The sequence below is a fragment of the Catenibacterium sp. RTP21428st1_D7_RTP21428_210409 genome, from assembly GCF_040227455.1.
GTDB lineage: Bacteria > Bacillota_I > Bacilli_A > Erysipelotrichales > Coprobacillaceae > Catenibacterium > Catenibacterium mitsuoka_A.
On record NZ_JBEHVX010000010.1, the window covers coordinates 1 to 23,618 of the forward strand.

Genomic DNA, 23,618 nt, shown 5'->3' on the forward strand with positions numbered 1-23,618 from the left:
AGCCACGCGAATTGGGATAAAGGGGCATGCCCCTTTATCCCAATTCCTTAATTCCAGTTTCATTTTACAATTGAGGTTTTGAAAAAATATTCGAATTAAACAAAAAATATATTGATTAATTTAGCCATATCATGTAATCTTTATACAAAAGCGTGAGGTGGAATAAAGATATGAAAGTGGTTAAATTTGGTGGCTCATCGTTAGCCAGCGCAACTCAGTTTAAAAAAGTACATGACATCGTTCTAGAAGATACTGATCGTCATTATGTAGTTCCCAGTGCCCCTGGGAAAAGAAATAAAGAAGATACAAAAGTAACAGACTTATTGATTCTAGCTTATTCGCATCACAACAAAGATGATTTTGAAGAAATCTATGACAGAATCAAAGAACGTTACAATGAAATTATTACTGAATTAGGTCTTGATGTTTCTTTAGAAGAAGACTTTAAAGAAATTAAAGAAGAAATCAAAAAACAGAATAGTTTTGATTATACAATTTCACGTGGTGAATATTTAAATGGTAAAGTATTAGCTAATTATTTAGGCTTTGACTTTATTGATGCTGCCGATGTAATCTATATTGATAAACATGGTAGATATGATGAAAAGAGAACAGATGCAGCTCTCACAAAAGCTTTATCTGAACATGATTATGCAGTTATTCCAGGATTCTATGGACAGTTAAATGATGAATCAGGACGTATTAAAGCCTTCTCTAGAGGTGGTAGTGATGTCACTGGTTCTATTGTTGCAAAATGTGCCTGCGCAGATTTATATGAAAACTGGACTGATGTATCAGGTTTCTTAATTGCAGACCCTCGTATTGTGAAAGATCCTAAACCAATTGCGACAATCACTTATAAAGAACTAAGAGAATTATCTTATATGGGCGCGAGTGTTCTACATCAGAATTCCATCTTCCCAGTAAGAAATGAAGGTATTCCTATCTTAATCAAGAATACAAATAGTCCAGAAGATCCAGGTACTTTAATTGTAGAAAGTACTTGTCATAAACCAGATCATGTTATTACGGGTATTGCAGGTAAAACAGGTTTTGCGACTGTTATGATTGAAAAAGACATGATGAATAGTGAAATCGGCTTTGGACGTAAAGTACTACAGGTATTTGAAGAACATGGCTTATCATTTGAACATATGCCTTCTGGTATTGATACAATGACTATCATTGTGAATAGTGATGACTTTATTGAAAAAGAACAGGCTATTCTTGCAGGATTACATCGTGCAGTGCAGCCAGACTATATTGTCTTAGAATCTGATTTAGCCCTTATTGCGGTTGTAGGTCGTGGTATGAAGGACAGCCGTGGTACTTCAGCAAGAGTATTTAAAGCACTTGCGAAAGAAAATATCAACGTTAAGATGATTGACCAGGGTTCATCAGAATTAAATATCATCGTAGGTGTAAGAAACTGTTATTTCAAACCAGCTATCAAAGCTATTTATGATGAATTCATTACAAGTGAAGACGATGAATAGAGAAGCAAATTGCTTCTCCTTTTTTTTATCATATTGAGTGACATATATATAATTATAAGCTTATAAATAGACAATTCATAAATGAGGGAGGAAATATTTATATAAAATACAAAAATACTGCATTGTTAATTGAAATCATACAGCCACTACTTACGGTATCCTATCCCTGTTTATGTAATGTTAGATGAGATTTCATATCGCTTAGCATTAAAGTTTTAAAGATGACTTCAAGGCATGATTGTCTTGAAGTTTTTTTGTGAAAATAAAAGAGGAGATCAACTCCCCTATACCTTCACAAGTTTATTCTTTATGCATATTATTAAACTGATAACAGTTAATAAGCAGGCAATTATATGAAATCTCATAAAACTAAATAAACATATAAGAACCATAAGACTACCACATATCATATAAGTCGTATTGATCTTTCTTAATAATGCACTCATACCAATAGAAAAACATCCAAGTACACCTGTCAATAACACAAGATTTAATCCAAACATATGACAAATACTATTTACAGGTAAGAAATACATGATTACATATGCTACTAAAGTGATTCCTAGAAATAGTGTAGAAAGTGGGAAATTACTCATTAAAGGCTTTAATAAAGCATGATCAAATAGATGTATATGATTTCTTACATCCATCTCTACTAGAACACTAAGTATCGCATTAGACAATACAACGAGTATTGTAATAGTAGTAAGTGTTCCTAAAGAACCAACTAATTCTTTTTCTATCAAATGGCGATCATGAATAAATAGTGTCATCACAATAGCTCCAAGTAACCCTTGTATTAAACTTAATATTCCCTGAAATATAGAAATAGAACTATGTGAATGAATACCACATATAGCCATTACAAAAGAACCAGCCATGCCAATAAGAAAACAGAAGGCACTCAACCCAAAAGGTACAATAATCGTATTGTATTCAAACCAATGAAACAAATTATACAACATGCCTACTATCTCATCCCCAATAGAAGGCTGTAAATGAATCACACCATGACTATATATTAAATTCACAAATAAGAAGCTAATAGCCAATGCTTCATACTTCTTTTTCATAACACCACTCCCTATGCACTATTATAGTTCTTTTATATCTTTATACAATTGTATATTGAATGTAAGCGGTTCTTATTGTCAATACATTTAGTATACATTTAGATTATTCCCTTTGTGCACAACACGAATCAATAGGTTATAATGTATAAAGGGGTGATGATATGAAGAAGGGTGTCATGATGCAGGGCTTTGAATGGTATCTTCCATCTAGTCCACATTTGTGGAAAATATTAAGAATCAATGCCTTTAAGCTTAAAAAAGCAGGTATTACAGCTATCTGGCTTCCTCCTGCTTATTAAGGTGCATATGGAGTCAATGATACAGGATATGGTGTCTATGATCATTATGACTTAGGAGAATTCAAAAGCAAGAATACAATACGTACCAAATATGGCACAAAGAAGGAATATCTCTGGTGTATTAAGATGTTTCATCTATTTGGAATAGATGTCTATGCAGATATTGTATTGAATCATCTCATGGGTGCCGATGCCATGGAACAAGTCATTACCTATAAGGTAGATGCTTATCATAGACATAAAGTATCTAAAAGAAAAAGAGTCATTCGTGCTTCTACATATTTCTCATTTCCATCTAGAAATAAATATTCTGACTTTATATATAATTCAAAACATTTTACGAGTGTAGATTATGATGCATCTAAACATCAACATGGTCTTTATCTTTTCAAAGGAAAACACTTCAGTGAGAATGTTGATGATGAATATGAAAACTATGATTACTTAATGGGTGCAGATTTAGACTACAATAATCCTGAAGTAGTTAAAGAAGCCATTCAATGGGGACTTTGGTATAAAGACATTACTCATCTAGATGGCTTTAGATGTGATGCCATTAAACATATAGACTCATCTTTCTATGAACATTGGATCACTACAATGCGTAATCACTCTAAAAAAGAACTCTTTACAGTAGGAGAATACTGGGGTGATATTAACCATTTATGTCATTATCTAGAATCTACTCACTTCTGTATGAGTCTATTTGATGTCCCATTACACTATCATTTCTATGATGCCAGCCATTCTAATGGTTATTATGATATGCAAGAAATTTTCAATAATACGTTAGTACAAAGATATGACAAGTATGCTGTCACATTTGTGGATAACCATGATACACAGCCAGGACAATCTTTAACTTCTTTTATTGAAGATTGGTTCAAACCACAGGCCTATGCCTGTATCTTACTAAGAGAACAAGGTTATCCATGCATCTTCTATGGTGACTATTATGGAATCCCTCATGATTATATCAATCCTAAGAAAGATCTATTAGATTATATGTTGAAGTTAAGAAAACAATATGTAGAAGGAATAAGACATGACTATATAGATGATCCTGATGTGATTGGATGGACTTATGAAACAGGATTTGCAGTCATACTCACTAATAGTGAAGGTGGCACAAAACGTATGTTTGTAGGTAAGAAGTATAAACATATGGCAGATGGTAAACATACTATTGATATTATTGATGGCTATGGTGAATTCATATGTGATGAAGCATCTCTTAACCTATATATTGTACAAAAATAGAAATTATTGAATATAAATAGAGAAAAAGTGTTATATAAAAGTGTTCGTGAACTTGTGAATGATACAAATGTGTCCACGGCAACAGTTATGCGTTTTTGTAAGAAGATGGAGGTGTGAAAGATTAAGCTTCAGAACGTAAGGCTAGTTTAGGAAAATTTAACTTTTTTATTCCAATGGTATATGCAACAGAACAGATTTTTTACGAATTAACACAAAATACATGACTAAAGTTTGTCACTCGTGACCATTTCTGTGAGACCTAATGATTATAGAGCATCACAATATGACCATACAGCAGATGATTACATAAAGAAGAAATTATCTGATAGGATGTATCATTTAGCAGATGGAACTCTAGTACAACGAGACTGATATTCATCATTTTTGTTGTACTGCTATGACTACAGGACTAAGAATATAGATAGAGACAGATGTATTTTAGAATTTGAAAAGTGTTACAGTAAGGAAGAAACCTTAATTAAAAGTATTGAGACTAATAGAATCAAAGTATTGAATAGTGGAATTAAAATAGTATAAAATAGCCATCAGGGAGATTGATTACACTTCCTTATCGAAAGATAGAAATTTACCGTTAATGTGGTCGTTGGACTGCTTGGTAATAAAAGTTCTTATTTAAATAGATTTATACTTGCATTCCAAAGTCTGAAAATGATGTACGATTACAAGCTAAACTTGACAGTAAGAACCCCACGGGCTTGCCCGTAGGAGTAGTCAGTCTAGATATATTCTGGCCTGCTCTCGCAATTATTATTGCATTTATCTGGTATCTCACATCAAAGAAACAAAAAGAAAGGACTAAATAGCACTTATTATGGGAAAAAGATTAAAGAAATTACTTTTATGTATGACAATTTTATTATCAGTGACTGTATTTAATATATTCCAGGTAACTGCTGTTGATGTGAACAAGAATTGTTCACTTACACTTAATGAATGTTTATCAGGGCTAGATGTTCATTTATATCGTGTTGCAAGTGTTTCTAAAGATGGCAGTTATGAATATACAGATGAATTTAAAGATGCAGAAAATAGTTCTATTGATTTAAATAAGCTAGAAACAAGCGAAGAATTAAAAAATGCAGCTATGACTTTAAAAGGTTATGCTGCAAATAAAGAAGGTATGACTAAGACAACAACTTCTCCTACTTTAACTTATTCAAACTTAAATACAGGTCTTTATTTGGTTGTGGCAGATAATTTAGTAATAGATGGTAAGACATATACTTATTTACCTTATCTTATTTCTTTACCACAAGGTACTAAGTATGATGTATCTATTAATTTTGTGAAATATTCAGAAGTTCATTCTCATGAATATAAAATTATTAAACAGTGGAAAGACAATGGTTCAACTCATCCTAAGTCAATAGAAGTAGAACTCTATGATGGAAATACATTTCTTAAAACAATCACTTTAGATGCAGCTCATAACTATGCTTATTCATGGAAAACTGAACAAGTAATGAACTACAGTATTAAAGAAAAGAATGTAAAAGGGTATAAGGGTATTGTATCAGTAAGTAGTAATGATGCAAAAACAGAATATGTTATTACTAATACAAGTACATCTAGTACTGGTTCTCATGTAAAAACAGGGGATACTACAAGAATGAATCACTGGGTCACATTAATGGCTTTATCAGGATTATTTTTACTTATAGTAGGAACTCTATTTAGATATGAAAAAGGTTAGTCAATTATTAATGACACTAGGATGTTTCTGCATCCTAGTGTCTTGTGCTTTATTTGGTTATTCATTCTATCGACAGAATAAAGAAATAAAGGATATACAAACACTATATACTCAAACAAAACAATTAATCCCCGATTCATATATTTCATCTGAGGATGCTTATTTAGATATAGATGGACATGATATATATGCGATACTTCAAGTCAATGATATCAAGTGGGTTATAGGTCATGAAGAAAGCCTTCCACATTATAAGAATAAGAATATAATCATTCCAGAATCATTATTGAAACAGGTGCAGTTATTAAAGAATAGGGATAAACTTACTATTCATACTGTATCAGGTGAAACAATAAAATATCAATTAGAAGTCATTGGTAAAGTAGATCAACTTTCAAAAAGCATACCTGCCCTGTATTGTAAGAATGGTTCTAGTTACTATTGTATTAATCTAATTAAAGTATAATATTTAGATAATACATAAATATTGTGTAAAAGTATAAGAAAAATAGAAAAAGCAGTTGACATGAGTGTGATTATTCAGTATGATGAGTTCACAAATTAAGAACTACTAAGTATAAATACAATGAAAAGAAATAGTAGATATCTCAAAGAAGCATAGAGAATCCTTGGCTGGTGTAAAAGGATGTTTGAGGGATATTGAATTCATCTTGGAGTAGATCGTTGAATGAAGTAGGCGTTTCCGGTCACAACCGTTATATTGTCAGAGTATGATAGTACTCGTTGAGATATATCTAGTGATAGATATATAAAATAAGGTGGTAACACGAAGATACACTCTCGTCCTTATAGGATGAGAGTCTTTTATTTATACAGGTAGAAGATAAGAGGAGAAAAGATTATGATTATTGTATTCAAACCAAAAACAAGTGAAGAAGATGTGAAGAAAATCCAGGCTAAGGTAGAAGAAAAAGGATTAGAAACTCATTTAGTTGTAGGTCATGATGTGACTATCTGTGGTGTAATTGGTGATACGACTAAAGTAGATCCTAGAGATATTGAAGTTTCACCTTCTGTAGAAAAAGTAATGAGAGTTGAACAGCCTTATAAATTGGCTAACCGTGCATTCCATCCTGAAGATACTATTGTGGATGTAGATGGTGTTAAAGTAGGTGGAGGCCATATGGCTCTTATTGCTGGTCCTTGTTCTGTAGAATCAGAAGAACAGGTTATTGCGATTGCGAAGGAAGTAAAAGCAGCTGGAGCTAATATGCTTAGAGGTGGTGCATTCAAGCCTAGAACATCTCCATATGCATTCCAGGGATTAGGTTCTACTGGTTTAGATTACTTAGTAGCTGCAAAGAAAGAAACAGGCTTACCAATCGTATCAGAACTTATGAGTGCTGATGATATTGATGAATTCAATGAAAAGGTAGACTTAGTTCAGATTGGTGCAAGAAACATGCAGAACTTCACTTTACTTAAGGAAGTAGGTGCAAGAGTTAAGAAACCTATCCTATTAAAGAGAGGATTAAGTGCAACATATCAGGAATGGATCATGAGTGCAGAATATATCATGGCAAGTGGTAATGAGAATGTCATCCTATGTGAAAGAGGTGTAAGAACATTCGAAACATATACAAGAAACACTCTAGACTTACAGGCTATTCCAGTACTTAGAAAAATGACTCATTTACCTGTAATCATTGACCCATCACACGCTGGTGGTAAATGGTGGTTAGTAGAACCAATGGCTAAGGCAAGTGTTGCGGCAGGATGTGATGGATTACTTATTGAAGTACATAATGATCCTGAACATGCATTATGTGATGGGGCTCAGTCATTAAAGCCTAAAAAATATACAAAACTTATTGAAGAATTAAGAGAAATCGGTAAGGTTGTTGGAAAGGAAATCTAAAATGAAATTAAATGTGAACTTAGGAAAAGACAGTTATCCTATATATATTGAACAAGGTATCTTAAATAAAACAAAAGAACTAATTTCCCAGGTCTTCACAGGTGCGAAAATCGTTATTGTCTCTGACGATAACGTTTTTCCACTTTATGGAGAACAGATAGTCAATCAGTTAAAAGATACTTATGAAGTCTCTACAGTAGTCATTCCTCATGGAGAACCATCTAAGAGATTTGATATTTTACCTTCTATCTATTCACAATTACTAGAAGCTAAGATTACAAGAACTGATTTACTTATTGCGCTAGGTGGAGGTGTTATTGGTGATTTAGCTGGATTTGTGGCAAGTACTTATATGCGTGGTATTAAGTTTGTACAGATTCCTACTTCATTATTATCACAGGTAGACTCTTCAGTAGGTGGTAAAGTGGCTGTAGATTTACCTGAAGGAAAGAACTTAGTCGGTGCTTTTAAACACCCATTGCTTGTTCTTATTGATCCACTTACTCTTAAAACATTAGATCCTCATTTTATTACTGATGGTATGGGAGAAGTCATTAAATACGGTTGTATCAAGGATAAAGAACTATTTGATCAATTAGCTGGTTATAGAGACTTTGATGATCTTTATAAAGACATTGATGAAATCATCTATAAATGTGTAGATATCAAAAGAGATGTTGTAGAAAAGGACTTATATGATTTTGGTGATCGCTTATGCTTAAACTTTGGTCATACTATTGGACACTCAATCGAGCAACATTTCCATTATGAAAAATATTCTCATGGTGAAGCAGTAGGAATCGGTATGGTAGCTATCACCCGTATCGCAGAACTTAAAGGATTATGTGAACAAGGCACTACTAAACGTATAGAAGAAGCCTTAAGTCACTATAACCTTCCTACTCATGCCAATGTCCCTACAAAAGAACTACTTAAAGCTATTGATCTAGATAAGAAAAACATCAATTCAACACTATCTTTTGTTTTACTTAAAACAATAGGAGAGTATTATGTACATAAGGATCAAAAAGAGATGATTCTGGAAGTAGAGGACATATAATGACAAAAATCACTATTACACCAAAAACACTTCAAGGAACAATTGCGGTTCCCCCTTCTAAATCATTAGCCCATCGTGCTATTATCTGTGCAGCCCTCGCACCAGGTATGAGCCGTATTAGCGGTATTGATTACTCAGAAGACATTGAAGCCACAATAGAAGGTATGAAAGCCTTAGGTGCTATTATTAAACAGGAAGGCGATACTTTAATTATTGATGGTTCTATTACTTTAGGACTAGGAAGAGTAGAAATAGATGCCCATGAATCAGGTTCTACATTACGTTTCTTAATGCCTTTATCACTCGTTAACTTTTCTCGTGTACATTTTGTAGGTAAAGGAAAACTTGGACAAAGACCACTTGATGTATACTATGATATCTTTGATAAACAAAAGATTGCATACCTTAGAAAAGACTCAGAACGTTTAGATGTTATTCTAGATGGTCAGCTTCATTCAGATATATTTGAAGTACCAGGTAATGTTTCTTCACAATTTATCAGTGGTTTATTATTCACTTTACCTTTATTAAAGGGTGATTCTTTAATTAAAATCACTACACCACTAGAATCTAAAGGCTATATTGACTTAACACTTGATATGTTAGAAAAGTTTGGTATTGAAATTATTAATCATGATTATCAGGCATTCCAGATCCGTGGTAATCAGAACTATAAACCATGTGATTACAATGTAGAAGCGGACTTCTCACAAGCTGCTTTCTATCTAGTTGCTGATTTACTAGGAAGTGATATTACACTTACTAATCTTAATATGCACTCATCACAAGGTGATAGAGCTATTTTAGATATTATGGAACAGATGGGTGGAGAAATTGTAGAAACAAGTGCGGGTATTAAAGTAGTCTGCGACAAAATCAAACCTGCCACTATTGATGCTTCACAATGTCCAGATTTGATGCCTGTTGTATCAGTGGCTTGTGGTCTTGCAGAAGGGACATCACACATCATCAATGCATCACGTTTACGTATTAAAGAATGTGACCGTCTCACTGCTTCTGTAGAACTATTAAAAGCTGCTGGTATTGATGCAGTTGAAGAAGAAGACAGTATGACTATTGTTGGTTCTGATTCTTATAATAGTGCAGAAGTAACAGGTTCTAATGATCATCGTATGTGTATGGCTGAAGCTATTTTGTCTACACGTGCCAATGGTCCAATTACTATTGATGATAAGGATTGTGTTAAGAAGAGCTATCCAGGCTTCTTTGAAGACTTCACATCTCTAGGTGGTGAATATCATGAGTGCTAATTGGGGACATCATATCGAATTATCTTTATTTGGTGAAAGCCATGGGAAGGCTATTGGTATCACAATAGGTCATCTTCCTGCTGGTATTAAGCTAGATATGGATGCCATTAATAAGGATATGCAAAGACGTGCGCCAGGTAAGAACCTAATGAGTACACAAAGAAAAGAAGCAGACGAAGTAGAAATACTCAGTGGTGTATTAGATGGTTATACAACAGGTGCACCATTATGTGGAATTATTAAAAATACATCCCAGCATTCTAAAGACTATTCTTATTTGAAGGATAATATGCGTCCAGGACATTCAGATTATCCTGCTTATATTAAATATAGAGGCTTTAATGATGTGAGAGGAGGGGGACACTTCTCTGGCAGACTTACAGCACCAATCGTTTTTGCAGGTGCTATCGCAAAACAGATCTTAAAAGAAAAAGGTATTCATGTCGGTGCACATATTCTTTCTATTAAAGATGTGAAGGATACGCATTATCCATTAGATATTACTCCATCTTACTTAGAAGAACTAAGTCAAAAAGACTATCCTGTTATTCATGATGATGTATATGCTTTAATGCAGGAAACAATCGAAGAAGCGAGAAAGGAAGGCAATAGTGTGGGTGGAAAGATTGAATGTGCTGTCACTGGACTACCAGCAGGAGTTGGAAATCCTTTCTTTGATAGTATTGAAGCCCATTTATCACCATTACTCTTTAGTATTCCTGCAGTTAAGTCAGTTTCATTTGGTGATCTAGATGATATTACTTTACTTAAAGGATCAGAAGCGAATGATGCCTACTATTATGAAGGAGAAGAAGTGAAAACTTCTACAAACCATAATGGTGGTATTACAGGTGGTATAACTAACGGTATGCCATTACTCTTTATGGTAGGTATTAAACCAACCCCATCTATTTCCTTAAAACAGAATACAATCAATGTGAAAACACATGAAAATACAGAATTAGAAATCGTAGGAAGACATGATCCATGTATCATTCCTCGTGCGATTGTCGTTGTAGAAGCTATGGCAGCACTAGGTGTATTAGATATGCTGGAGGCACTATGAAAGATTTAAAAACATGTCGAGAAGAAATAGATGCAATCGATAAGGAAATTATTGCCTTATTTGAAAAACGTATGCATGTTTCTAAGGATGTTATTACATATAAATTAGCGCATGATATGCAGATCTTCCAGAAGGATAGAGAAAAAGAAGTTATCCAGAAGAATGTAGATCGTTTAGAAGATAAATCTCTAGAATCTTACGCAAAAACATTTGTCCAGGATACAATGAATCTTTCTAAAAGTTATCAGTCTACTTTTATTCCTTTAAAGAAATATGAAGCGACTAAAATTAAAGAAAACTTTAAAGTAGGTTACCAAGGTGTTCCAGGATCTTTTTCTAATCAGGCTTTGAATTGCTGGTTTGGAGACATTGAAGGCATCAACTACCCTCACTTTGAAGATGTCTATCAGGCATTGGAAAAAGGTGAAATAGACTATGGTGTACTCCCTTTAGAAAACTCTTCTACAGGTGCTATTAATGATAACTATGACTTACTTACTCAATATGGCTTTTATATTGTAGGTGAGCAGTCTATCACAATAGATCAGAATCTACTTGGTATCAAAGGAGCCACTCTAGAAGATATCAAAGATGTCTATAGTCATGTGCAGGGCTTAAAACAAACATCTGAATTCTTAAATGCACATCACATTGAAGGTCATGACTATCTCAATACAGCTGCGGCTGCTAAGTATATCAGTGAAGCACAGGATAAACATATCGGTGCCATTGCCTCTAGTGAAGCAGCTAAACTCTATAATCTTGATATTATTGCCAAGGCAATACAAAATGATCAAAGCAATCATACACGCTTTATCATTATCGCAAGACAATATGAAATCAGACCATCTGCTAATCGTATCAGCATGGTCTTCACAGTCAATCATGAAGTCGGTGCTCTTTATGAAGTCATGAGAGTTGTAAAGGAACATAACATCAACATGGCTCGCATTGAATCAAGACCACTTCCATTATCTCCATGGGAATACTATTTCTATTTAGATGTAGATGGCAACTTGAATCAGGATCATGTCCAGCGTGCTTTACAGGGAATCAAAACATATACAAATACATTTAGAATGATTGGTAACTATGAAAGGAAGGAATCATGAAAAATATCATTTTAATTGGAATTATGGGCAGTGGTAAAACAACATTTGGAAAAATTCTTTCACAAAAAACAGGTCATGAAATGATTGACCTTGATGATTATCTTGTGAATCGCTTTAATATGTCCATTCCTGATATGTTTCAAATTTCTGAAGACTACTTCAGAAACAATGAAACAATATGTTGTCAAGAAGTATCAGAACTTGAAGGTAAAATCATCTCTACTGGTGGTGGAGTGATTAAAAGACCTGAAAACATTGCATATCTAAAGAAGAATGGTGTTGTTTTCTATATTGACCGTCCAATTGAAGCTATTGTGAAGGATGTCGATCCAAGTGGCAGACCTCTATTAAAGGATGGCCCAGACAAACTCTATGCCTTAGATAAAGAACGTAGAGATAAATATATGTCCTCATGCGACTATCATATTATAAATGATGCTTCACTTGAAAAAGTCATAGATACCATTCTAGATATCATGAAGAAATACGATAAATCCCCATTCTAAGGGGATTTTTTATATTTGCATAAATTGTAAATATATACTATAATAGGGCTTTGTTTCGAGAGGAGAAAAGAATGGAAAAATTATTTCACTTAAAAGAACATGGGACAAATGTTAAGACTGAAATACTAGCTGGTATTACAACTTTTCTAGCAATGGCCTATATTCTTGCAGTCAACCCTGCTATTCTAGGACAGGCACACATGAGTCATCAAGGTGTCTTCCTTGCGACTGCAATCTCTGCAGGTGCCGCAAGCATCTTTATGGGATTAATGGCAAACTACCCAGTCTCTCTTGCACCAGGGATGGGGGTTAACGCATTATTCACTTATACAATTGTAGGACAGATGGGATTATCGCCAGAAGGCGCATTAGCCTGCGTATTTGTATCAGGTATCATCTTTGTCATCATTACAGTGACAAACATCCGTCGTATGATTATTAATGCGATTCCTGTACAGTTAAAACTTGCGATTGGTGCGGGTATTGGTTTCTTTGTAGCCTTTGTAGGTTTAAAGAATGCAGGTATCGTAGTGGCAAGTGAATCTACATTTGTATCACTAGGAAACTTTAAGAATCCAACAGTATTGCTTGCTTTATTTGGAATCATCATCACATTAGTATTATTAGTAAAGAATAAGCCAGCAGCCGTATTTTATGGCTTAATCATTACTGCGGTAGTTGGTGTTGTATTTGGTTCGTTCTTTGGACTAAAAGGTATGCCACAGTTACCTTCTAAACTTGTATCAGTGAACTTTGATTTCAGTTTAGTAGGTGCTTTTGTGAGAGGGTTCAACGAAATGTTCACTCATCCACAGTGTATCGTTGCAATTTTCTCATTATTATTTGTAGACTTCTTTGATACAGCCGGTACATTAGTAGCTGTTGCATCTAAAGCTGATTTGATTGATGAAAATGGTGAATTAGTGAATGTTGAACGTGCATTACTTGCAGATGCTGTAGGTACTGTATTTGGTTCAATGATTGGTACTTCTACAGTGACATCTTTCGTAGAATCTACTTCAGGTGTTGGAGTAGGAGGACGTACTGGCTTAACTGCATGTACAACAGGTATCTGTTTCTTATTAACAGTATTCTTCTATCCGGTATTATCTATGATCACTGATGCAGTTACTGCCCCAGCATTAGTTATCGTTGGTATCTTAATGGCGTCACAGTTAAAGGATATCAAGTGGGATAACTTGATCTTTGCGGCAAGTGGTTTTGTGACCATCATCTTTATGATTCTTGGATATTCAATTAGTAATGGTATCGCATTAGGATTCATCGTTTATGTTATCAGTATGATTGCGACAGGTCAGGCTAAAGACATCAACAAGATGGTCTGGGTATTATTCTTGCTATTTATCGCATATTTCGCATTCTTAATCTAAAACCAGCATCGCTGGTTTTTTCTTTTGTTCATATAATGTTTTTAAAACGTGAGTACAATAATACGCAAAGGAGTGAGAAAAATATGAATGATTTAATGAAAACCCCTAAAATAACACCAAGAATACAGTCCACATTAAAACATACTGTAGAAGTACCAGAAGTGATGTACAAAGCCAGTGGTATTAATGTGAATGGAAGACGTATAAAAAGCTTACTATTTAGTACGGATGTTGCACTTATTGCGAATAATAACGCTGATGCCATCCTTTCTGTTTATCCTTTTACACCTACTATTCAGATCACCAATGCGATTATTGGTGTCGCTAGACAACCAGTCTTTGTAGGAGTAGGTGGAGGTACTACTAATGGTGCAAGAGTATTCAAGATTGCTTTGGATGCAGAATTACATGGTGCAGCTGCTGTTGTACTCAATGCTCCCGTACATACAGAAATGATCAGAGAATTATCGCGTCTAGTAGATATTCCTATTGTTTTAACTGTAGTATCACTAGATGAAGACTTAGAAGAACGTATGTTACATAGTGGTGCGAGAATCATCAACGTATCTGGTGGAAAACAAACAGTAGAAATCGTCAAGGCACTACGCGCTATTGATAAAGATTTCCCAATTATCGCGACAGGTGGACCAACTGAAGACACAATTAAAGAAGTCATTGAAGCAGGTGCAAACGCAGTGACATTTACCCCTCCTACAAGTGCTGAAATATTCAAAGGTATGATGGAAAACTATCGTGAACAGATGAAGAAGTAGAAATACTTCTTCTTTTTTATACAAAGAAGAAGTATTTGTATATCCCATTTATGATTATTTGTGTTATCATGTGGTCAAATGCATAAAAGGAGGAATAGAATTTGAAACAATATCTAGATATGTGTCGCTATATCCTAGAACATGGAGAAGACCGTCCTGACCGCACAGGGACTGGTACACGTTCTGTATTTGGATATCAGACACGCTATGATTTACGTGAAGGATTTCCTCTTCTTACTACTAAGAAGATGTATTTACGTCCTATTGCGGAAGAACTATTATGGTTTATCAAAGGTGATACAAATATCAAATATCTTGTAGATCGTAATGTGAAAATATGGAATGAATGGCCTTATGAAGACTTTAAGAAGAGTGAAGACTTCAATGGTGAAACATTAGAAGAGTTTGTAGAAAAGATCAAGAATGATGATGAATTTGCGAAGAAACATGGTAATTTAGGCCCAGTTTATGGCGCACAGTGGCGTAACTTTAATAATGAAGGCACTGACCAGTTAATGAAGCTTATTGATTCTTTAAAGAATAACCCATTCTCTAGAAGACATATTATTTCTGCATGGAATCCTAGTCAGGTAGATGAGATGGCTTTACCACCATGTCATACACTTATGCAGTTTTATGTATCTAGTGATAAGAAGTATTTAAGCTGTCAGTTATACCAGAGAAGTGCTGATACATTCTTAGGTGTTCCATTTAATATTGCATCATATGCCTTACTTACATGTATGCTTGCACAAGTATGTGGCTATGAACCAAAAGAATTCATTCATACTATTGGCGATGCACATATTTATAAGGATCACTTTGATGTAGTCAAGACACAGATTGAAAGAGAACCACTTCCTCTTCCTCATCTTGTATTAAATAAAGACATTGATAATCTATTTGATTTCAAGATTGAAGATATCAAGCTAGAAGGTTATCAGTCTCATGGTCCATTGAAAGGCAAGGTCAGTGTATGATTACTATTATTGTCGCAGCTGATCAAAATAATCTCATTGGGAAAAAGGGAACAGACAATGGGATGCCATGGCACAATAGTGAAGACTTTAAACACTTTAGAAGTACAACACTCAATCATACATTATTAATGGGGAAAACAACTTACAAGGCAATAGGTAAACCATTACCTAAACGTCATACTATTGTACTTTCTCATAATTTTGAAGATGATAGAGTAGAAGTGGTAGATGATTTAGTAGGCACTATTAAAGCTTTTAAAGAACGTGGTGAAGATCTCTTTATTTCTGGTGGTGCTTCTGTGTATCAACAGGCACTTCCATATTGTGATCAGATTCTTTTATCACGTATTCCTGGTGATTATACAGGAGAAACATATTTCCCTGACTTTTCTGAATATAACTATCGTCTCGTAGAAGAAAAGCCATTTGAGACATTTACACTAGAAATCTATCAAAAATGAAAAGACTTATATTAATTGTGCTTCGTTTTTTCTTTGAATTACCCGTACTGATCTTCCAGTTAAAACATATCAAGAAGCATAAGGATACGATTCCTTTTGAAAATCGTATTGACTGGACAAGAAGACTTTTAAAGAAAGCAACTAAAAGAGCACGTGTTAATCTAACTATTACAGGTACAGAATATCTTCCTGAAACAGATGGTTTCTTTGTAGCTCCAAACCATCAGGGATTATTTGATATCCTTGCATTATTTGACAGTATTGAACGTCCTTTCAAGATTGTCTTTAAAAAAGAACTATTAGATGTTATCTTCTTAAGAGATGTGGCTGAATTCATGGAATATCCTGCCATTGATCGTACAAACTTAAGAGCTTCTATGAAGCTTATGAGACAGGTTAAAAAGGAAATGTCTGAAGGTATCCCTTATGTGATCTTCCCAGAAGGAACACGTTCTAAAAAGGGAAATGAATTATTAGAATTCAAGGGTGGTTCATTTAAACCAGCTATGGATGCACAGGTGCCAATTATTCCATGTGTTATGCATAACTGTTTTAAAGTATTAGATAGTAATTCTATTAAGAGAGTTGATTGTGGTATTCATTATCTATCACCAATCCCTTATGAAGAATATAAGGATATGAATAGTGTGGAAGTAGCTAATCTTGTACAAACAAGAATACAGACTAAAATGAATGAACTCGAAGAACGTGCTTAGGTATGTTCTTTTTTTCATGAAACTATAAATAGAAGGGATAATTTGGTATAATGGGTGAACAAGGAAGGAGAGGATCCTATGTTTGGACACTTACAGATTAAAAGTGCTTATAGCTTTCAGGAGAGTACAATACTTATTCAATCTCTTATAGACAACGCAAAATCAAAACATATCCAGGCTCTTGCCTTAACAGATGATAATAACATGTATGGGGCCTATGAATTCTATGAAGCATGTACAAAAGCTTCAATTAAACCAATACTAGGTGTGAATGCCTCTATAATGTTTAATGATGATTTAATACATTTATTACTTTATGCACGTGATGATGTAGGTTATAAAGACTTAGTACGTATTGTGAGTGATATTAATCTCAATGAGAATAAAGCTATCACATTGAAAGCTTTATCCAACTATCGTGATCATCTTTATATTGTTTCTCATGAATATGAAGATAGACTCATTGAACAAGAAGCAACAAGTAAAGAAGATTTATTAACACATGCACAAACAGAACGACCAGTAATGAGCTTTATGAAGACTATGAAGAGTTTTTTTGGTGCCTCTTATCGTATTATGATTGTAGAAGATGGGATTAAAGGACATTCACTTCGTAACCAAACACTTATTAAATATGCTCAATTCTTAGATATTCCCTGTATCTGGGGTAATGATGTGCGTTACTTGCATTCTCATGATGCTTTCACATTAGATTTATTACAAGCTTCTAAAAAAGGAGAAGTTTTGAATAAGGATCATGAACCACTTACAACTGACCGTTACTTAAAATCAGAAAAAGAAATCAGAGAGATATTTGGGCGTTATCCAGATATTATTAAAAATACAGAAGAAATGCTTGATAACTGTTATGGGTCTATCCAAAAGGCAGAAAATGGTCTTCCTCACTACAAAACACCTACAGGTGATAGTGGGGCATATTTAAGACATTTATGTATTAAAGGATTGAAACAACGCTTTAAAAATCAGCCTATCACAGATGACTATAAAGATCGTTTACTCTATGAATTAAAAACTATTCATACAATGGGTTATGATGATTATTTTTTGATTGTATTTGATTATGTACAATATGCAAAGAAACATGGTATACTCGTAGGCCCTGGAAGAGGATCTGCCGCAGGTTCACTTGTTGCCTATTGTTTAGGTATCACAAATATTGATCCATTAAAATATGATCTGCTCTTTGAACGTTTCTTAAATCCAGAAAGAGTATCCATGCCAGATATTGATGTAGACTTCCAGGATGATCGTCGTGATGAAGTCATTCAATATGTATGCGATAAATATGGACATGATCATGTGGCTCAGATTGTCGCTTTTTCTACCTATGGTCCTCGTGTTGCGATAAAAGATATAGGAAAAGTGATGGGAATCCCCTTACCAAGACTAGAAATGATTGCGAAGATGGTTCCTACTGCCCCTAAACATCGTAAAAGTATTACTGAAGTCTATTCTACAAGTGCTTCATTCCAGGATATGATTCAAAAAGATCCAGTTCTTTCACGTCTTATTGCGCCTATGAGCTTAGTAGAATATTTACCACGTAATATTACTATGCATGCAGCTGGTGTTGTCTTATCCTATGAACCATTAAGAGATGTAGTTCCTTTAGTTATTGGTCCTAGTGATATGATCATGAGTCAGTACTCTAAGGACTATATTGAAAAAACAGGACTCCTTAAGATGGACTTTCTAGGCTTAAAGAACCTCACTATGATTGACTATATTATGAAAGATATTGAAAGAAAATTAGGGAAAACATTCTCTATTAACACAATACCTCTTAATGATGCACGTACTTATCATCTTATTTCTCGTGGAGATACAACAGGTGTCTTCCAATTAGAATCAAGTGGTATGCGCTCATTACTTAAGAAGATGAAACCTGAATGCTTTGATGATATCGTTGCAGCCATTGCCTTATATAGACCAGGCCCAATGGAAAATATTCCCCTTTATCTAGAGGGTAGAAAGAATAAAAACAATATTACTTACTTGCTTAAAGAACTAGAACCTATTTTAAAATCTACCTATGGTATTATGATCTATCAGGAACAGATTATGCAGATTGCCCAGGTTATCGCTGGATTCTCTTTAGGACGTGCAGATATATTAAGAAAAGCTGTGTCCAGCAAAGATGAAAGCATGATGGCAGGTATGAAGGAAGAATTTATTCAAGGGGCTATTAAAAAAGGCTTTAAAGAGGATGTTGCCACAAGGCTTTATCAGATGATAGAAAAGTTTGCGAACTATGGATTTAATAAGAGTCATTCTGTTGCTTATGGGTATGTGGCTTATCAATTAGCTTACTTAAAGGCTAATTATCCACTCTATTTCTTTGCATCTATTCTTTCTAATGAATCAGGTTCTGCTTCTAGTAAGATGCGCACAATTGAAGAATCTAAACGCTATGGAGTTAAGATTCTTCCACCTTCTATCAATTACTCTTATTCACGTTTTATGGTAGAAGAAGGTGGTATTCGTTATTCATTAGTTTCTATTAAGAATGTAGGTTCTGCAGGTTATAAGATGATACTTAAAGAAAGAGAAAAAGGTCTCTTTAAAGATATGTATGATTTCTTAGCTCGTATACCTTCTCTTTCATCTAAGATGTTAGAAAGTTTAATAGATGCAGGGGCTTTTGATGAATTTAATAAAAATCGTGCCTATTTACGTAAGAATATTTCACTCATGATGGAATATATACAATTAGGGGTCGATGAAAAACCAATCTTTGAAGAAGTCAGAGAAAATAAATTTGAACGTTTAGAAAGAGAAAAAGAAGTACTCGGACTTTATATATCTACACATCCTATTGTCTATGCAAAACAGAAGATTAAACATCCTTTAGTTAATCTCATAGATGTAGAAAACTATATGGATCGTACAATACCAGTTGTATGTTCTATTAGTTCAGTGCGTGCCATTGTAGATAAGAAAGGAAGAGAAATGGCTTTTATTGAAGGTCAGGATGAAACAGGGCAGGTAGAATTTGTCTGTTTCTCTAACCAATATGAACGTTATAAGAATATATTTGAAAGAGGTAAGACTATGGAAATGAATGTGCGTGTTCAATACCGTGATCGCTTATCTCTTATTATTAATCAAGTAAAGGAGTTATAAAATGGAAGAATTAATATTAATAGATGGGAACTCATTACTATTTAAAGCATTCTATGCTACTAGCTATACGGGTAACTATATGGTCAATCGTAATGGTATTCCCACTAATGGTGTCTATGGCTTTGCACGTATGGTGGAAAAAATCATCAGTATCAATCCTAAATATGTCATTGTTGCTTTTGACTATGGTAAGAAAACATTTCGTAATGAATTATTAGATACATATAAAGCTACACGAAAAGAAACACCACAGGAACTTGTTCCTCAATTTGCGCTTGCAAGAGAATACCTAACTGCTCATAACATCACTTGGTATGAAGTAGAAGGCTATGAAGGGGATGATATCATCGGTACACTTGTAGACTTTGGTGAAAAGAATAACTTAAAAGTTTCTGTTTATACAGGAGATAAGGATGCCAATCAGTTGATTTCATCTCAGACTACAATCTATCGTACCGTTAAAGGTGTTACTGAACTTGATATTTATAATGAACAGACTTTACTTGATAAATATGGTTTAAAGCCAGATCAGTTTAGAGATTTCTTAGGACTCATGGGTGATAGTTCTGATAATATCCCGGGTATTAAAGGTGTTGGTGAAAAGACTGCATTAAAACTATTACATCAATATGGCACTATTGAAGGATTACAGGAACATCAGGATGAAATCAAAGGTAAGATGGGTGAAAAAATCAGAGCAGGTATGGAAGATGCCTTGATGAGTAAAAAATTAGCCACAATACTAAGAAATATACCAATAGATGTAGATTTAGAAAAAGCCACATATCAGGGCTATGACTATGAAACACTCAAGTCATTCTATGAAAAATATGATATGAATTCTTTGATTAAATCTATGACGACTGAAGCAGCACCTAAAAAGGAATTGAAACTAGAAATAGTAGATCATATGCCTGAAATCACAAAGGACAGTGCTGTTTATCCTTCTATCTATGATACAAACTATCATCGTTCTATTATTCTAGGATATGGTATTTATAATGATGAACAGGCTTATTTCATCTCTTATGAAAATGCATTAAAGGATGAATTATTCTTAGCTTACTTAAAGGATGAAAATAAGAAAAAGTATGGCTATGATATCAAGAGTGCTGTCATTGGTTCTAGATGGAATGGAATAGAAATCAATGGTTATACATTTGACTTATCACTTGCTTCTTATGTATTAGAACCAGCTGTTAAAGAAGAACTTAAATATGTTTGTACACATTTTGATTATGAAGGTGTGCAATATGATGAAGAAGTATTTGGAAAAGGTGCAAAGAAGCATATTCCAGAAGATGACATCTTAGCGAGTCATATTGTCTCTAAAGCCAAAGCTATTTATGAACTTAAAGATGTTGTCACTAAAGAATTAAAAGATAAAAATCAGTATGAACTATATGAAGACATTGAACTTCCTGTCACACGTATCTTAGGAGAAATGGAATTTGCAGGTACTGAAATAGACTTAGATGTATTAAAGGAAATGGATACAGCTTTTGATGAAACAATTGAAAAACTAGCCAATGATATCTATCGTATCTCAGGTACTACATTCAATATCTCTTCACCTAAACAATTAGGTCAGGTTTTATTTGAAGATTTAGGATTAAAGGGTGGTAAGAAGACAAAGACTGGTTATTCTACAAGTCAGGATGTCTTAGAAAAAATTATTGATGCCCATCCCGTTGTTCCATTAGTATTAGAATATAGAATGTTGACCAAACTCTCTTCTACATACTTAAAAGGATTACAGGAACAGGTATTCCCAGACAACAAGATTCATACAATCTATAAACAGACTCTTACTCATACAGGACGTCTCTCTTCTGTTGATCCAAATTTACAGAATATTCCAGTTAGAAGTGAAGAAGGAAAACTCATTAGAAAAGCCTTTGTATCACATAATGGCTATCTTGTATCTTTTGACTATTCACAGATTGAATTAAGAATACTTGCACATATGGCTCATGTCACTAATTTGATTGATGCCTTTAATCAAGGCAAAGATATCCATAGACATACTGCAGCTTTAGTATTTGGCGTAAAGGATGAAGAAGTCTCTCCACAAATGCGTTCACAGGCAAAAGCCGTTAACTTTGGTATTATTTATGGTATGAGTGAATTTAGACTGTCTAAAGATATTGGTATGTCTATTTCAGAAGCAAGAGACTTTATTAATAAATATTTTGAAACATATCCAGAAGTAAAAACATATATGGATGAAGTTGTAGAAACATGTAAGAAACAGGGTTATGTCTCTACACTACTTAATAGAAAAAGATATATTCCTACAATCAATGATAAGAACTTCATGGTACGCCAGCAGGCGCAAAGATATGCAATGAATACACCAATCCAGGGAACAGGTGCAGATATTTTGAAGCTTGCGATGATTGAAGTAGATAAAGCACTTAAAGAAAAACATCTCAAATCTCAGATGATCTTACAGGTGCACGATGAACTGATTTTTGATGTATTTGAAGATGAATTAGAAGAAGTCATGTCTTTAGTAAAAGAAAAGATGGAAAACTGCATTAAGATGGATGTCCCTCTTATTGTAGAAGGCAACTATGCCAAGAACTGGTGTGAATTAAAATAATGCCTGAATTACCAGAAGTAGAAACAGTACGAAGAACCTTAAAGAACTTCGTACTTCATAAAACAATAGACTCTATAGAAGTACTTTATCCACGTATTATTGATGGAGATGTAGAGACATTCGTCACTACACTCATTCATCAATCTATTTGTGATATAGACAGACATGGTAAATATTTGATCTTTATTTTAGATCATGATGCATTTATTTCTCATCTTAGAATGGAAGGTAAATACAATATAAAAATGAAAGATGAACCCTATGATAAACATGATCATATTATCTTTCATATGACAGATGGCACAGATCTTCGTTATAACGATACAAGAAAGTTTGGTCGTATGCAGTTAGTAGACAAAGAACACTATCGTGAATATCCACCACTTAACCGTTTAGGTCAGGAACCAATGGATGCTTCTTTTGATTACATCTATCCACGTATCCATCAAAGTCATCTGCCTATTAAACAATTATTACTAGATCAGTGTATTTTTACTGGTATAGGAAATATCTATGCGAATGAAATATGTTTTAGAATGGGTATGGATCCTCGTACAAGAGGAGACAGACTTTCAAAGAAACGTATTGAAGAATTGATACAAGTGTCCAGTACTATTTTAAAGGAAGCCATTGCCCAGGGTGGCACAACCATCCATTCATTTGATGCCAATGGCATCCATGGCTTATTTCAGGTTACTTTATCTGTTCATGCACAAACAACATGTTCAAAATGCAAGGGACCTATAAAAAAAATCACAATTGCAGGAAGAGGAACATATTACTGTCCTCACTGTCAGAAAAGGAGATATTAA

20 protein-coding genes, 1 pseudogene and 1 other annotated feature are annotated in these 23,618 nt (G+C 34.1%); of the genes and pseudogenes, 20 read left to right on the top strand and 1 reads right to left on the bottom strand.

Features of this window, described 5'->3' with window-relative positions:
* Nucleotides 1-170 precede the first annotated feature (170 nt).
* A complete protein-coding gene (locus ABUA27_RS02765; protein WP_129981158.1) occupies nt 171-1,496 on the top strand; it encodes an aspartate kinase in 1,326 nt (441 codons plus the stop codon).
* A gap of 284 nt (nt 1,497-1,780) precedes the next feature.
* On the opposite strand, the gene ABUA27_RS02770 is transcribed toward ABUA27_RS02765, so the two are convergent.
* Nucleotides 1,781-2,569, bottom strand: coding sequence for a hypothetical protein (locus ABUA27_RS02770; RefSeq protein ID WP_349820193.1), 789 nt, complete (start codon nt 2,567-2,569; stop codon nt 1,781-1,783).
* A gap of 161 nt (nt 2,570-2,730) precedes the next feature.
* On the opposite strand from ABUA27_RS02770, the gene ABUA27_RS02775 reads away from it, so the two are divergent.
* The 19 genes and pseudogenes from ABUA27_RS02775 to mutM all read left to right on the top strand — a co-directional run bounded on the left by ABUA27_RS02775 (nt 2,731) and on the right by mutM (nt 23,618).
* Nucleotides 2,731-2,868: a hypothetical protein gene (locus tag ABUA27_RS02775; protein ID WP_238634425.1), complete on the top strand. Its 138-nt coding sequence runs from the start codon at nt 2,731-2,733 to the stop codon at nt 2,866-2,868.
* Nucleotides 2,869-2,892: 24 nt separating this feature from the next.
* A pseudogene (locus ABUA27_RS02780) lies at nt 2,893-4,128 on the top strand (alpha-amylase); the annotation flags it as partial.
* 6 nt (nt 4,129-4,134) lie between these two features.
* A complete protein-coding gene (locus ABUA27_RS02785; protein ID WP_349820194.1) occupies nt 4,135-4,245 on the top strand; it encodes a hypothetical protein in 111 nt (36 codons plus the stop codon).
* Nucleotides 4,246-4,993: 748 nt separating this feature from the next.
* Nucleotides 4,994-5,842: a Cna B-type domain-containing protein gene (locus ABUA27_RS02790; protein WP_349820195.1), complete on the top strand. Its 849-nt coding sequence runs from the start codon at nt 4,994-4,996 to the stop codon at nt 5,840-5,842.
* Nucleotides 5,829-6,308 (top strand): hypothetical protein, encoded by a 480-nt coding sequence (locus ABUA27_RS02795; protein WP_349820196.1) that lies wholly within the window; start codon nt 5,829-5,831, stop codon nt 6,306-6,308. Before ABUA27_RS02790 ends, ABUA27_RS02795 begins: the two co-directional genes overlap by 14 nt.
* A gap of 111 nt (nt 6,309-6,419) precedes the next feature.
* Nucleotides 6,420-6,654, top strand: a binding site (T-box leader).
* 50 nt (nt 6,655-6,704) lie between these two features.
* Nucleotides 6,705-7,721, top strand: a complete 1,017-nt coding sequence (aroF, locus tag ABUA27_RS02800; protein ID WP_187011929.1) for a 3-deoxy-7-phosphoheptulonate synthase — start codon at nt 6,705-6,707, stop codon at nt 7,719-7,721.
* A gap of 1 nt (nt 7,722) precedes the next feature.
* Nucleotides 7,723-8,781, top strand: coding sequence for a 3-dehydroquinate synthase (gene aroB, locus ABUA27_RS02805; protein WP_287845350.1), 1,059 nt, complete (start codon nt 7,723-7,725; stop codon nt 8,779-8,781).
* Complete coding sequence (aroA, locus tag ABUA27_RS02810) at nt 8,781-10,052, top strand: 3-phosphoshikimate 1-carboxyvinyltransferase (RefSeq protein WP_287845348.1); 1,272 nt, start codon at nt 8,781-8,783, stop codon at nt 10,050-10,052. Before aroB ends, aroA begins: the two co-directional genes overlap by 1 nt.
* Nucleotides 10,042-11,118, top strand: a complete 1,077-nt coding sequence (gene aroC, locus ABUA27_RS02815; protein ID WP_349820197.1) for a chorismate synthase — start codon at nt 10,042-10,044, stop codon at nt 11,116-11,118. The genes aroA and aroC overlap by 11 nt, the downstream gene beginning before the upstream one ends.
* Nucleotides 11,115-12,230: a chorismate mutase gene (locus ABUA27_RS02820; RefSeq protein WP_349820198.1), complete on the top strand. Its 1,116-nt coding sequence runs from the start codon at nt 11,115-11,117 to the stop codon at nt 12,228-12,230. The genes aroC and ABUA27_RS02820 overlap by 4 nt, the downstream gene beginning before the upstream one ends.
* Nucleotides 12,227-12,736 (top strand): shikimate kinase, encoded by a 510-nt coding sequence (locus tag ABUA27_RS02825; RefSeq protein ID WP_287845344.1) that lies wholly within the window; start codon nt 12,227-12,229, stop codon nt 12,734-12,736. Before ABUA27_RS02820 ends, ABUA27_RS02825 begins: the two co-directional genes overlap by 4 nt.
* Before the next feature lie 71 nt (nt 12,737-12,807).
* Nucleotides 12,808-14,127 (top strand): NCS2 family permease, encoded by a 1,320-nt coding sequence (locus ABUA27_RS02830; RefSeq protein ID WP_129980699.1) that lies wholly within the window; start codon nt 12,808-12,810, stop codon nt 14,125-14,127.
* Nucleotides 14,128-14,210: 83 nt separating this feature from the next.
* On the top strand, nt 14,211-14,900 hold the full coding sequence (locus ABUA27_RS02835; RefSeq protein ID WP_192923982.1) for a hydrolase: 690 nt from the start codon (nt 14,211-14,213) through the stop codon (nt 14,898-14,900).
* 101 nt (nt 14,901-15,001) lie between these two features.
* On the top strand, nt 15,002-15,880 hold the full coding sequence (locus tag ABUA27_RS02840; protein ID WP_129980700.1) for a thymidylate synthase: 879 nt from the start codon (nt 15,002-15,004) through the stop codon (nt 15,878-15,880).
* Complete coding sequence (locus ABUA27_RS02845; RefSeq protein ID WP_129980701.1) at nt 15,877-16,341, top strand: dihydrofolate reductase; 465 nt, start codon at nt 15,877-15,879, stop codon at nt 16,339-16,341. Before ABUA27_RS02840 ends, ABUA27_RS02845 begins: the two co-directional genes overlap by 4 nt.
* The gene (locus ABUA27_RS02850; RefSeq protein WP_129980702.1) at nt 16,338-17,057 is read left to right on the top strand and encodes a lysophospholipid acyltransferase family protein; all 720 of its coding nucleotides are present in this window, start codon (nt 16,338-16,340) and stop codon (nt 17,055-17,057) included. The genes ABUA27_RS02845 and ABUA27_RS02850 overlap by 4 nt, the downstream gene beginning before the upstream one ends.
* Nucleotides 17,058-17,135: 78 nt before the next feature.
* Complete coding sequence (dnaE, locus tag ABUA27_RS02855) at nt 17,136-20,201, top strand: DNA polymerase III subunit alpha (protein WP_129980703.1); 3,066 nt, start codon at nt 17,136-17,138, stop codon at nt 20,199-20,201.
* Between the two features lies 1 nt (nt 20,202).
* Nucleotides 20,203-22,806, top strand: a complete 2,604-nt coding sequence (polA, locus tag ABUA27_RS02860; protein ID WP_288834285.1) for a DNA polymerase I — start codon at nt 20,203-20,205, stop codon at nt 22,804-22,806.
* Nucleotides 22,806-23,618: a DNA-formamidopyrimidine glycosylase gene (mutM, locus tag ABUA27_RS02865; protein ID WP_287845335.1), complete on the top strand. Its 813-nt coding sequence runs from the start codon at nt 22,806-22,808 to the stop codon at nt 23,616-23,618. The genes polA and mutM overlap by 1 nt, the downstream gene beginning before the upstream one ends.

Bases quoted from the DNA above. Each gene is read 5' to 3' on its own strand.
- ABUA27_RS02795 (WP_349820196.1), top strand. From the start codon at position 5,829: ATGAAAAAGGTTAGTCAATTATTAATGACACTAGGATGTTTCTGCATC.
- aroF (WP_187011929.1), top strand. From the start codon at position 6,705: ATGATTATTGTATTCAAACCAAAAACAAGTGAAGAAGATGTGAAGAAA.
- ABUA27_RS02825 (WP_287845344.1), top strand. From the start codon at position 12,227: ATGAAAAATATCATTTTAATTGGAATTATGGGCAGTGGTAAAACAACA.
- aroA (WP_287845348.1), top strand. From the start codon at position 8,781: ATGACAAAAATCACTATTACACCAAAAACACTTCAAGGAACAATTGCG.
- ABUA27_RS02790 (WP_349820195.1), top strand. From the start codon at position 4,994: ATGACAATTTTATTATCAGTGACTGTATTTAATATATTCCAGGTAACT.
- ABUA27_RS02765 (WP_129981158.1), top strand. From the start codon at position 171: ATGAAAGTGGTTAAATTTGGTGGCTCATCGTTAGCCAGCGCAACTCAG.
- ABUA27_RS02820 (WP_349820198.1), top strand. From the start codon at position 11,115: ATGAAAGATTTAAAAACATGTCGAGAAGAAATAGATGCAATCGATAAG.
- polA (WP_288834285.1), top strand. From the start codon at position 20,203: ATGGAAGAATTAATATTAATAGATGGGAACTCATTACTATTTAAAGCA.
- aroB (WP_287845350.1), top strand. From the start codon at position 7,723: ATGAAATTAAATGTGAACTTAGGAAAAGACAGTTATCCTATATATATT.
- ABUA27_RS02835 (WP_192923982.1), top strand. From the start codon at position 14,211: ATGAATGATTTAATGAAAACCCCTAAAATAACACCAAGAATACAGTCC.
- ABUA27_RS02850 (WP_129980702.1), top strand. From the start codon at position 16,338: ATGAAAAGACTTATATTAATTGTGCTTCGTTTTTTCTTTGAATTACCC.
- ABUA27_RS02770 (WP_349820193.1), bottom strand. From the start codon at position 2,569: ATGAAAAAGAAGTATGAAGCATTGGCTATTAGCTTCTTATTTGTGAAT.
- ABUA27_RS02830 (WP_129980699.1), top strand. From the start codon at position 12,808: ATGGAAAAATTATTTCACTTAAAAGAACATGGGACAAATGTTAAGACT.
- aroC (WP_349820197.1), top strand. From the start codon at position 10,042: ATGAGTGCTAATTGGGGACATCATATCGAATTATCTTTATTTGGTGAA.
- mutM (WP_287845335.1), top strand. From the start codon at position 22,806: ATGCCTGAATTACCAGAAGTAGAAACAGTACGAAGAACCTTAAAGAAC.
- dnaE (WP_129980703.1), top strand. From the start codon at position 17,136: ATGTTTGGACACTTACAGATTAAAAGTGCTTATAGCTTTCAGGAGAGT.
- ABUA27_RS02775 (WP_238634425.1), top strand. From the start codon at position 2,731: ATGAAGAAGGGTGTCATGATGCAGGGCTTTGAATGGTATCTTCCATCT.
- ABUA27_RS02845 (WP_129980701.1), top strand. From the start codon at position 15,877: ATGATTACTATTATTGTCGCAGCTGATCAAAATAATCTCATTGGGAAA.